This is a genomic window from Brachybacterium sp. GCM10030267, from assembly GCF_042666875.1.
Lineage (GTDB): Bacteria > Actinomycetota > Actinomycetes > Actinomycetales > Dermabacteraceae > Brachybacterium.
Genome location: NZ_JBHTCX010000002.1, coordinates 326,367 through 337,321, shown reverse-complemented (window position 1 = coordinate 337,321; position 10,955 = coordinate 326,367). Strand labels below are relative to the sequence as shown.

General features: G+C 70.3%; 9 protein-coding genes. 3 read left to right on the top strand and 6 right to left on the bottom strand.

All coding sequences use genetic code 11. From position 1 onward, the window contains the following. The first annotated feature begins 244 nt into the window (after positions 1–244). Both ACFQS2_RS01900 and ACFQS2_RS01895 read left to right on the top strand, forming a co-directional pair. A complete protein-coding gene (locus tag ACFQS2_RS01900) occupies positions 245–1,741 on the top strand; it encodes a hemolysin family protein (RefSeq protein ID WP_377792531.1) in 1,497 nt (498 codons plus the stop codon). Beyond that, complete coding sequence (locus ACFQS2_RS01895) at positions 1,738–2,754, top strand: CNNM domain-containing protein (RefSeq protein ID WP_377792530.1); 1,017 nt, start codon at positions 1,738–1,740, stop codon at positions 2,752–2,754. The genes ACFQS2_RS01900 and ACFQS2_RS01895 overlap by 4 nt, the downstream gene beginning before the upstream one ends. A 48-nt stretch (positions 2,755–2,802) precedes the next feature. Here the strand turns inward: ACFQS2_RS01895 and ACFQS2_RS01890 are convergent, their stop codons facing one another. The 4 genes from ACFQS2_RS01890 to ACFQS2_RS01875 all read right to left on the bottom strand — a co-directional run bounded on the left by ACFQS2_RS01890 (position 2,803) and on the right by ACFQS2_RS01875 (position 7,342). Then, positions 2,803–4,029: a M20 family metallopeptidase gene (locus ACFQS2_RS01890; RefSeq protein WP_377792529.1), complete on the bottom strand. Its 1,227-nt coding sequence runs from the start codon at positions 4,027–4,029 to the stop codon at positions 2,803–2,805. A 43-nt stretch (positions 4,030–4,072) separates the two neighbouring features. Next, positions 4,073–4,783, bottom strand: coding sequence for an NUDIX domain-containing protein (locus tag ACFQS2_RS01885; RefSeq protein ID WP_377792626.1), 711 nt, complete (start codon positions 4,781–4,783; stop codon positions 4,073–4,075). A 167-nt stretch (positions 4,784–4,950) separates the two neighbouring features. Beyond that, positions 4,951–5,955, bottom strand: a complete 1,005-nt coding sequence (glpX, locus tag ACFQS2_RS01880) for a class II fructose-bisphosphatase (protein WP_377792625.1) — start codon at positions 5,953–5,955, stop codon at positions 4,951–4,953. Positions 5,956–6,079: 124 nt separating this feature from the next. Beyond that, positions 6,080–7,342, bottom strand: coding sequence for a multidrug effflux MFS transporter (locus tag ACFQS2_RS01875; RefSeq protein WP_377792528.1), 1,263 nt, complete (start codon positions 7,340–7,342; stop codon positions 6,080–6,082). Positions 7,343–7,542: 200 nt separating this feature from the next. Between ACFQS2_RS01875 and ACFQS2_RS01870 the strand changes: the two genes are divergently transcribed. Further along, complete coding sequence (locus ACFQS2_RS01870; RefSeq protein WP_377792527.1) at positions 7,543–8,478, top strand: aldo/keto reductase family oxidoreductase; 936 nt, start codon at positions 7,543–7,545, stop codon at positions 8,476–8,478. A gap of 99 nt (positions 8,479–8,577) precedes the next feature. On the opposite strand, the gene ACFQS2_RS01865 is transcribed toward ACFQS2_RS01870, so the two are convergent. Both ACFQS2_RS01865 and ACFQS2_RS01860 read right to left on the bottom strand, forming a co-directional pair. Continuing rightward, on the bottom strand, positions 8,578–8,706 hold the full coding sequence (locus ACFQS2_RS01865; RefSeq protein WP_377018678.1) for a putative transporter small subunit: 129 nt from the start codon (positions 8,704–8,706) through the stop codon (positions 8,578–8,580). A 70-nt stretch (positions 8,707–8,776) separates the two neighbouring features. Further along, positions 8,777–10,498 carry a sodium:solute symporter family protein gene (locus ACFQS2_RS01860; RefSeq protein WP_377792526.1) on the bottom strand — a complete coding sequence of 574 codons (1,722 nt, stop codon included), beginning with the start codon at positions 10,496–10,498 and terminating at the stop codon, positions 8,777–8,779. Between the last annotated feature and the right edge of the window lie 457 nt (positions 10,499–10,955).

The window sequence follows — 10,955 nt, the reverse complement described above, 5'->3', positions numbered from 1 at the left end:
CCGACGCCGGTCGGCCGCGCCGCGACGTCGCCGAGGACTCTGGACCATTGCTGTATGACGCCGGCCGCCGATCTTGTACGCTCCTGTCACCACACACCAGGAGCGTGAGAATCACCGCCATGGGCCGACCTTCGAGCCGCCCCGGGTCTCCTGATGACCCGGGCGACTGTTGCACCTCGACCACATCCGATGACCTCCTGAGGGCCGGCGACCCCGCCGGCCTCGGCCCCTGGGGGCCGAGGCGATGATCGAGGCCCTCGTCCTGCTCCTGCTGGGGATCCTCGCGATGGCGGCGATCATCGCGGCCAACGGCTACTTCGTCGCCCAGGAATTCGCCTACATGTCTGTGGATCGGGCGCGGTTGCGAGCGCGCGCGGAGGAAGGCGACAAGGCGGCCGCAGCAGCTCTCGCGGTGACGCGCCGTACCTCGTTCATGCTCTCGGGAGCCCAGCTCGGGATCACCGTGACCGGCCTGATGGTCGGGTACGTCGCCGAACCGCTGGTTGGCCGCTCGCTCGGCATGATGCTGGGCGGCGTCGGCGTCCCCTCGGCGGTGAGCATCTCGGTGGGCACAGTCAGCGCCCTGGCCGTGGCCACCGTCGTGCAGATGGTCTTCGGTGAGCTCTATCCGAAGAACCTGGCCATCGCCGCGCCGGAGCCCCTGGCCCGTGCCCTGGCGCGCTCGACTCGCATCTATCTCGCCGCCTTCGGATGGTTGATCACGGTCTTCGATCACGCGGCGAACGCCTTGCTGCGCCTGCTGCGCATAGAGCCGGTCCACGACGTGGACACGACCGCCACCGCGGCTGACCTCGACCGGATCGTCGCCGACTCCCGTGAGAGCGGAGATCTCCCCGAAGAGCTGTCGATGCTCATCGACCGGGTCCTCGAGTTCCCCGATCGCACGGTCGAGCACGCCATGATCCCCCGCCCCCGCGCCGGCACCGTGACTCCGGAGACCACGGTCGCCGAGCTGTACGGGCGCATGGCCGGCGGTCACACCCGGTACCCGGTGCTCTCCGAGGACGAGGAACCCGTCGGAGTCGTCCAGCTCGGGGACCTGCTCGAGCGCGATGACCTCGGGGATGCCCCGGTCTCGGGCGTGATGCGTGATCCCCTCGTGCTGCCCACTCTGGCCCCTCTGCCCGAAGCCCTCGACGCGATGACGGAGTCGGGTCGTCAGCTGGCATGCATCATCGACGAGTACGGCGGATTCGCCGGCATCCTCACCCTGGAGGATCTCGCCGAGGAACTCATCGGGGAGATCGGCGACGAGCACGACGAGGAGCCTCCTCCGTCCATCGAGTCGGAGTCGGAGTCGGAGAGGGCGTGGACGATGGACGGTGACGTCCACGTGGACGAGGTCGCACGCGCCATCGGCGCGCAGCTGCCCGAAGGTGACTACGAGACGCTCGCGGGCCTGGTGATCGCGACGCACGAACAGCTTCCCGAACCGGGGCAGATCGTGCGTGTCGAGCTCCCGCCAGATCCCCGCGAACTCATCCTCGACGAACCTCCGCGACGGGCCCTGGAGATCGTGGTGCGGGAGGTGACCCGACACGTCCCCAGCGAGCTGCACCTGCGGCTGATCGAGACCGACGACGCGACAGAGCGGGCCGACGAGACATCCGAGGGAGTCGTCGAAGCAGCCGAGAGTGCTGATGGAGGCTCCGAGGGCGGGGAACCGGACAGCCGCGGTGACCGGTCATCGGCCACGACGGACGAGGAGGAGCAGCGATGACGAATCCCCTCGTGGTCACGGCGGTCACCGTGGCCCTGATCGTGCTCAGTGCGTTCTTCGTGATCATCGAGTTCTCGCTCCTGGGTGCCCGCCGGCACCGCCTCGAGACGGAGGCGCCGACGAGTCGCTCGGCACGGGCCGCCCTCCGCGGCATCAACGAGCTGACCATGATGCTCGCCGGTGCACAGCTCGGCATCACAGCCTGCACCTTCGCCCTCGGCGCCGTGACCAAGCCGGCGGTCGACGCGTGGGTCGGGCCGGTGCTCACCGGGTGGGGCGTGCCCACTTCCCTCGCCGACGTCTCCGCCTTCGCCTTCTCGCTGCTGCTGGTGACCTTCCTGCACCTGGTCGTCGGCGAGATGGCACCGAAGTCCTGGGCGATCGCCCATCCGGAGCTCTCGGCGAAGTTGATCGGCGTGCCCTCGCGCCTGTTCGTGGCGGTGGTCCGGCCGCTGCTGGTCTTCGTCAACGCCGTGGCCAACAGGCTGGTCGCCGCGAGCGGGGTCACGCCGGCGGAGCGGGCCGCCGTCGGCGGCCAGGACGCAGCCACCATCCGCCAGCTCGTCGAGCACTCCTCCTCGAGCGGCACCCTCGACCCCGTGTTCCATCCCCAGCTGTCCGGCGCCCTGGAACTGGCCGAACTCCGGCTCGCCGACCTCGTCGAGGGTCGCGAACGGCCGACGACCGTTCCCGCGGACGCCACGGTCGCCGACGTCCGCTCCGCCGCGGCCCGCTCGCATCACATGCGCATCTTGGTGGAGGACCCGCGCGGCGCCCCGCACGTCGTCCACGTGCGCGACGTGCTCCTGGAATCCGCCGACCGTCCCGCCCGGGATCTGGCCCGCCCGGCCTTCACCCTGGCTGCGTCCACGCCGGTCTACGACGCGCTCGCACGGGCGCGCGATGGCCGTGAGCAGCTGATCGCGGTCATGGACGACGGCGAGCGGTTCGTCGGAGTCGTCACCCTCTCCGACATCTTGCGCCGCGTCCTGCCCGTCGATCTCGCGACCTGATCCCGCTGCTCCTCGATCGGGGACGGGCCGGACCCGGCCCGGATCGCCTCAGCCGTCGTTGTGGGCGCCGGCGAGCTCGGCCGCACGGGCGAGGAGGGCGGCGCGGCGCTCGGGGTCGGCGGCGACGTCGTGGATCACCCAGGCCATCGCCACGGCCGCATCGTCCATCAGCCGGTATCCCTGCTCGCTGGCGGCATGGGTGGCGAATTCGCGCGTGTGCAGGGCACCGCCGGCTCCGGTGATCCCGACGAACGGGTGCAGGCCCGGCACGCGCTGGGATACGTTGCCCATGTCGGTGGAGGCGGCCATGACGCCGAGCGAGCCCTCCAGCGGGCGCCCCAGTACCTCCATGGCCTCGTTCCACGCGGTGCCCAGCACCTCGTCCTGCAGCAGCGGCTCGTAGACGGGCTCGGAGGCGGCGATCTCCAGGGAGCAGCCGGTGCCCACGGCTCCGGCCTCGAGGCAGGCGAACAGACTCTCGCGCAGCTGCTCGAACTCCGGCATCGTCAGCGCCCGGCACTCGAGGTCGATCACCGCGGTCTCGGGGATGATGTTGGTGACCCCGGACTGCTGCGGCACCAGGGCCAGGCGCTGGCCGTCCTTGACCCGCTGGCGCAGCAGACCGGCCGCGACCTGCGCGATCACCGCGGCATCGTTCGCGTTCACGCCGTCGGTGGGGTTGGCGGCGGCGTGGGCGCCGCGACCGGTGTAGGTCGCGCGCCAGCGGCCGACGGCCTGGCTGGTCGAGCCCAGCACGTCGTAGGTCCCGGTGTGCGCGGTGGGGTGGGACATCAGCGACAGATGCACTCCCTCGAACACGCCGCGCTCGATCAGCAGCTGCTTGCCGCCGCCGTGCTCTTCCGCCGGCGTACCGATGACCTGCAGCGTCACGTCCAGGCGGTCGACCATGCCGGCGAGGGCGAGGGCGAGGGCGGCGCCGAGCGAGGAGCCGGCGATGAGGTTGTGCCCACAGCCGTGGCCGATCTCGGGCAGGGCGTCGTACTCGACGCAGAGGGAGGCGACCAGGGATCCGCTGCCGTACGTGGCGCGGAACGCGGTGGGCAGCTCCGCGATCCCGCGCTCGACGGCGAAGCCCGCGTCCTCGAGGAGGTCCGCACAGCGGTCGTGTGCTCGCTGCTCCTCGAACGCGATCTCGGGGTCGGCGTGGATCGCGCGAGCGAGGGCGTGGACGTCGTCCCGTCGGTCGCGGTAGGACGCGGCGATCGCGGCCTTGGCGGGATCAGGGTGAGCGGGGGCGGCATCGGTGGTGGTCACACAGCGATCCTGCCACGATGCGTGGCCAGCTGCCGGGAGCCGCCTACTGCCCCGAGCGCAGCAGCGGCGGGATCAGTGCGGTGCCGGGACCGGCGGAGTACAGCCGCGCGGGGCGCCCGCCCGTCGGTGCGGCATGGCGGTCCAGCTCGACCAGGAAGCCTTCGGTGCGGGTGGCTTTGCGGTGGAAGTTGCCGGCGTCCAGCGTCGTGCCCCAGACGCTCTCGTAGACCCCGCGCAGCTGGGAGATCGTGAACTCCGGCGGCAGGAAGGTGACCGCGAGCGTCGTGTACTCCAGCTTCGCGCGCGCCCGCTCGACGGCACTGTCCAGGACGACGTCGTGATCGAAGGCCAGGTCGATCGCCGCGAGATCATCGACGGGCCACCAGCGGGCGTCGGCGACGTCCTCGCCGCGCTGGGGATCGGGAAGGTCCGCGCCGAGGGCCATGAAGGCCACCGAGACCACGCGGCCGCGGGGGTCGCGGTCCGGGGCACCGAAGGTGCGCACCTGTTCGAGATGGACGGTGAAGTCCCCGAGCGAGGCCTCGTCGGCCAGCACCCGGTAGGCGGCGTCCTCGAGGTCCTCGTCCAGCTGTACGAAGCCACCGGGCAGCGCCCACGCGTCGCGGAAGGGTTCGTCCTCGCGCCGCACCAGCAGCACGTTGAGCCGACCCCCGCGCAGGGTCAGCACGATCAGGTCGACGGCGACATGGACCTGCTGGTCAGTGGCCTGTTCCGTGACCGGGGCGCGGCCCATCGCTGGGGCGCCGTCCGTCGCCGGGGCGCCGTCCGTCGCCGGGGCCCGGTCCGGAGCCGGGGCGAGGGCTTCGTCTGAGGGGGGCATGGGTTCAGGTTAGAGCCGCCTGAGCTCGCCCCGGCCCCCACTGCAGTGCGACTCACAGCCCCGGACCGGCGCGCACTCCCTCACACGGCGATCCAGCGGGCCCACTTCTCGGCACGGTGCTCGGCCTCGACGATCCGCACGGTGCCCGAGGTGGACCGCATGACGATGGACTCGGTGGTGATCCGGTCGGCCTGGTACTTCACGCCGCTGAGTAGGTCGCCGTCGGTGATGCCGGTGGCGGCGAAGTAGCAGTTGTCGGAGGTGACCAGATCGTCCGTGGTCAGCACGCGCTCGAGGTCGTGGCCCGCGTCGAGCGCCTGCTGGCGTTCGGCGTCGTCCTTCGGGGCGAGGCGGGCCTGCAGGATGCCGCCGGTGGCCTTGACCGCGCAGGCGGCGATGATGCCCTCGGGGGTGCCGCCGGTGCCCAGCAGCATGTCCACGCCGGCGCCGCGGGCGGCGGCGATGGCCCCGGCGACATCGCCGTCCATGATGAACTTGACGCGCGCCCCGGCCTCGCGGATCTCGCGGACGAGCGCCTCGTGGCGGGGCCGCTCCAGGACGCAGACGTTGACCTGGCTGACGGGCTTGCCGAGCGCCTTGGCCACGAGGTTGATGTTCTGCCGGATGGGCAGGCGCAGATCGACGAACTCGGCCGCTGCAGGACCGACGACCATCTTCTCCATGTAGAACACCGCCGAGGGGTCGTACATGCTCCCCTTCTCGGCGACGGCGAACACTGACAGGGCGTTGTTGTACGCCATCGCCGTCAGGCGGGTGCCGTCGATGGGGTCGACCGCGACGTCGACGTCCGGCCCATTCCCGTCGCCGACCTTCTCGCCGTTGAACAGCATCGGGGCCTCGTCCTTCTCCCCTTCGCCGATGACGACGGTGCCGTTCATGCGGACGGTGTCCATGAAGGAGCGCATGGCGTCGACGGCGGCGCCGTCGGCCCGGTTCTTGTCGCCGGCGCCGACCCAGCGGCCCCCGGCGATGGCGGCGGCCTCGGTCACGCGGACCAGTTCGAGGGCGAGGTTCCGGTCGGGGCCGTTGGCGGTGTGATCGTCCGAGGGGGCATCGCTGGGCATGGTGTTCACGGGGTCCTCCGTCGTCGTCGAGCTCAGGGAGCGGCGCCTGACCGACGGCCTGCCGGAGCGACAGGCCGATCGGTGCCTGACGTGCGCTGGTGACTCTACCCGGGTGCGCGGCCGCTCACACGGCCGACGGGGTGCGCACCGCCCGCAGATGCCACGCCCAGAACGCCCCGCCGAGCACCGAGAACCCGAGCGAGGCCAGAGCCAGGGAGACGAGACTGGTGGCGACGAGCGGCGCGATCAGCCCGGCCAGCACGGCATTGAGGACGAGAGCGAAGAAGGTGCCCAGGGAGGCCGCGGATCCGCGCTGGTGCGGGAACAGGTCGAGCACTTCGAGCTGGATGGGGGCGAAGATCAGGGCGACGGTGAAGGCGATCAGCATCGGCCCGACCACTGCCAGCAGCAGCGACCAGGTCAGCCCGCCGGTGTACTCCGGGGCCAGGGAGACCAGCAGCAGGTTCACGCCCGCGGTGAGGAACGTGCCGAGGTAGCCGAACGTGATCAGCCGGCTGCGTTCCATGAGGTCGGCGACCCGGCCCACCACCCAGGCGCCGGAGACCATACCGATGATGAGCGGGACGAACAGCACCCAGAAGTCCTGCTCGCCCAGACCCAGCAGGTCCACCATGAAGATCGAGGCGGCGGCGATGAACACGAACTGGGAGGCGAAGCCGAACGCGGAGGCCGCGGCGACCCGCAGCATCACCGGCGAGCGGCCGACGTGGGCCAGGGACCCCAGCAGGGCGCCGACCCGCAGGCGGGTGCGCGCCTCCGGCGGCAGGGTCTCGGGCAGCTGCAGCGCCAGGACCAGCACGACCAGGGCGTAGATGCCGACGCCGGCGAACACCCAGCGCCAGTCCCCCAGCAGCAGCAGCCAGCCGGCGAAGATGGGCGCCAGGGCGGGGGCGACCGAGAAGATCATCATCACCCGCGACATCAGCCGCTGCGCCTCGGAGCCGGAGAACATGTCGCGGATGATCACGCGGGAGACGACGGTGGCCGCGCCGGCGCTCATCCCCTGCAGCACGCGCAGCAGCACCAGGCTGCCGATGTTGGGCGCGAGGATGCACCCGAACATGCCGAGGATGTAGATCACCAGGCCGCCGACGATGACCTTCTTGCGGCCCAGGGCGTCCGAGAGCGGCCCGTGGAAGACGGACATCACGGCGAAGGCCGCCAGGTAGGCGGAGACCAGCTGCTGGAGGGCGACGTCGTCGCTGCCGAACTCCTGGCCGATGCGGGTGAAGGCCGGGAAGACGGTGTCGATCGAGAAGGGGCCGATCATCACCAGCGAGGCGAGGGTCAGGGTGAGGCGGGCACCTGCCTTCTCCCGTCGTGTCGTGGTCGGTGGGACGTGGGAGGAGGGGAAGGGGGTGCTCACTGAGCACAGCCTATGCCGGGGCCCGTGCCGGTCGCATCGCCGTCCCGCCCCTCGGAAAACGCTCCCTGAGACGGAGGTCCAGCGCACGGGGCCGACGGCGGACTGCCATGCGCCCCGAGGGTCGAGGGGCATAGGCTCGACCTCGGCGGCGCCGCCGAGCGGTGCGGCCCATCCGTTCCCCTGCGCCCGGAGGCTCATCCATGAAGCAGTTCACCATGCCGCACACCGACATCACCGCACCCAACGTGGTGCTGGGGCTGATGCGGATCGCGGAGAAGTCCGACGACGAGATCAGGACCCTGGTCCGCACCGCGCGCGATGCCGGGATCGATTTCCTCGATCACGCCGACGTCTACGGCGGGGCGAAGCACACGTGCGAGGCGCGCTTCGCCGAGGCGATGGCGCTGAGCGCCTCCGAGCGCGAGCAGGTCACCATCCAGACCAAGGCCGGGATCGTGCCCGACGGCCCGTACTTCGACTACTCCTACGACCACCTGATCGAATCGGTCGAGGGATCGCTGAAGGCGCTGAAGACCGACTACATCGACATCCTGCTGCTGCACCGTCCCGACGCGCTGGTCGAGCCCGAGGAGGTCGCCCGCGCGTTCGACGAGCTGCACCGGTCCGGCAAGGTGCGCAGCTTCGGGGTCTCGAACCACACCCCGCGGCAGATCGACCTGGTGGCAAAGCACCTGAACCAGCCGATCGTGGCGAACCAGCTGCAGCTGTCGATCACCCACTCCACGTTCGTCGCCCAGGGCGTGGCGGCGAACATGCAGGGCACCGACCAGGCGCTGGTGCGCGACGGCGGCGGAATCCTGGACTACTGCCGCCTGCACGACATCACCATCCAGGCCTGGTCGCCGTTCCAGGCCGGCTTCTTCGACGGCGTGTTCCTGGGCAGCGACAAGCACCCCGAGCTCAACGCCGTCATCGACCGCCTGGCCGCGAAGTACGACGTCACCCCCGAGGCCATCGCGACCGCGTGGATCACCCGGCACCCGGCGCAGATGCAGGTGGTGCTGGGGACGACGACCCCGCAGCGCGTGCAGGATTCCGCGGCCGGTTCGGAGATCCCGCTGACCCGCGCCGAGTGGTACGAGCTGTTCCGGGCCGCCGGCTGGATCGTGCCCTGATCCGCTCGACCCCCGACACAGAACAGCGCCCGTCGGCCCCTCTGCTCGAGGCCGGCGGGCGCTGTGGCGTGGGGACGGCTCGGATCGCCGCCGGACGGATCAGATGACCGTCTTGCCCTCCTTGCGGGCGGCACGGATGTCCTTGAGGAAGCCGCGGACGACGGCGAACAGGACGCCGGCGACGATCACGGGCCACATGAGCACGTAGAGGGTCAGGGCTGCAGCCATGGCTGTGTCTCCTTCCAGGGGTGGAGGTAGGGCGCGGCGGGGCGCGCAGCCCCGCCGCGGGGATGGTCGGTCAGTCGCGCGAGGGGACGGCGTCGAGGGACGGCCCCTCCCCGTCGTCGGCCGGCGCACTGGCGTCGGCTGCCTCGTCCTCGTGGTCGAAGTCGCCGGTGACGTCCCGGATCACCGAGAAGTCGAAATCCCGGCCGGAGCGGAAGCTCATCAGGTAGCAGACCAGGAACGAGACCGAGTAGGCCACGAGCGAGCCGCTGAGGGTCTCGTAGTCGCGGAAGAAGCCGAACCCGAGCGGCAGCAGGGCGATCGTGGCGACGACGCCGGTGACCAGCGCAGGGCGCAGCCCGAAGAAGCCGAAGGCCATGATGCCGAGCACCACGCCGACGCCGAGGATGGCGAGCAGCTCCACCACCAGCGCCCAGGCGCCGGTCAGCGGGATCCACTGGAAGCGCACGGGCAGGAACACCACGAGCGCGGCGATCACCGAGACGGTGAAGGCGGAGTTGGTGACCTTCTGCCAGTAGAAGGAGGCGATCACCGGGAACACCAGGCAGCCCCACAGGGCGCCGACGAACACCAGCAGGTCCAGGATGTTGAACTTCGCGGTGGCGAAGTACAGCGCGGCGCCGGTGGCCACGATCATGGTCAGACGACCGATGAGCACCATCGTGCGGGGATTGGCTTTGTCGCGGCCGACGGACTGTCCGTACATGTCGGCCATGACGATGGAGCTCAGCGCCGAGAGGTCCGAGTCCGCCGTCGAGGACAGCGAGCCGATGATCATCACGAAGGCGATGGCGACCAGGATCAGGGGCAGGTAGCTGCCGACCATCTGCGGCATGAGGTTGTTGACGTCGCCGTCCATGGGCGAGATGCCCAGGTACAGGGCCATCACGCCGAGCATGCCCACGCCGATCACGGTGCCGCCGTACCCGATGGTGGCGGTGATGAAGGTGGGCTTGATGAGGTCCTCGCGCACGGCGAAGAGCCGCTGGGCGATGGTCTGGTTGCCGATCGCGTAGGCGAGCACGGCGGCGATGTACGGGGCGCCCTGGTTCATGAAAGCGTCCGAGGAGAAGAAGTTGCCCTGCTCCGGGGTGACGTGACCGGCCTCGACGCCCTCGGTGAACATCGAGGGCCCGCCGGCGACGAAGAACACCGCCGGGATGATCACGACGGCGGCGCCGAGCATCGCCACCACCTGCGCGAAGTCCGTCAGCACCGAGGCGCGGAAGCCGGACCACAGCGTGTACAGCAGCACACCGGCGGCGACGATGAGGATGCCGACGCCGAAGCTGAGCGGCGAGAGCATCGCGATCAGCGCGCCACCGGCGATGAAGTTGGAGGTCAGGGAGATGACCGAGCCGAGCACGTTGGAGCCGGCGAGCATCAGCTGCGAGGAGCGCCCGTGGCGGGCGTACATGACCTCGGCGAGCGTGTGCGCCTTGGGCGCGACCTTCCGGATCCGTTTGCCGAAGGGGTAGATGAACAGGATCATCAGGGCGCCCCACAGCCCGTAGTGGATGGGGCCCGAGACGCCGTAGGTGTAGCCGGCGGTGACCGAGGCGTACATCGAGGACGCCCAGATCCAGGTGGCGGTCATCGAGGCGGCCGAGACGCCGAAGCCGATGCGGTTGCCGGCGGTCATGTAGCCGTCAGCGTTCTCCTTCTTGCGGGAGATCGTCACGGACATCCACATCGTGCCGCCGTAGAACAGCAGCAGCAGGACGAGGATTCCGACGGTTCCGAGCTGGGAGATGTCGCCTGGGGCGGGCGGCATGCAGTGTCCTTTCGTCGCAGCAGTACGGGCACTTCGCGCCGGTCCGTCCGCGAGACCCACGAGTCGTGGGCGCGGGCGTGCTCGGGTCGCAGTGATTCCCCACGGCGGGCCGACCGGCGTTCGACCCCTGCGCGTGCGCCGTCCGACATCGACCCGGGCGATGCCACGCATCTGCTCCGGGGACGTGAACACGGAGGCCGCGGCGGGACCTGTGCCTCTTCCGAGGCGCGATCCCGCACGTCACTTCACGCTGGGGGCCGCATAGATCCTCGCACAACGGCTCCCCCATAGCCACCTGAATGATCACTGGCGGGTAACGACCAGCAGGTCATGGCGCTGAAAGTAGTTGTCCGACAAACGGACACCCGACGATCCGGACCCCCGCTGTGCAACTCTATCCATCCGGTGCATACCCGGCGAGCAACTTGTCGACGCCCTGCCCGCGTCCCCGCATGCC

Coding starts and splice junctions, on each gene's coding strand:
- ACFQS2_RS01900 (WP_377792531.1), top strand. CDS start 245: ATGATCGAGGCCCTCGTCCTGCTCCTGCTGGGGATCCTCGCGATGGCG.
- ACFQS2_RS01895 (WP_377792530.1), top strand. CDS start 1,738: ATGACGAATCCCCTCGTGGTCACGGCGGTCACCGTGGCCCTGATCGTG.
- ACFQS2_RS01885 (WP_377792626.1), bottom strand. CDS start 4,783: ATGGGCCGCGCCCCGGTCACGGAACAGGCCACTGACCAGCAGGTCCAT.
- glpX (WP_377792625.1), bottom strand. CDS start 5,955: ATGCCCAGCGATGCCCCCTCGGACGATCACACCGCCAACGGCCCCGAC.
- ACFQS2_RS01870 (WP_377792527.1), top strand. CDS start 7,543: ATGAAGCAGTTCACCATGCCGCACACCGACATCACCGCACCCAACGTG.
- ACFQS2_RS01865 (WP_377018678.1), bottom strand. CDS start 8,706: ATGGCTGCAGCCCTGACCCTCTACGTGCTCATGTGGCCCGTGATCGTC.
- ACFQS2_RS01860 (WP_377792526.1), bottom strand. CDS start 10,498: ATGCCGCCCGCCCCAGGCGACATCTCCCAGCTCGGAACCGTCGGAATC.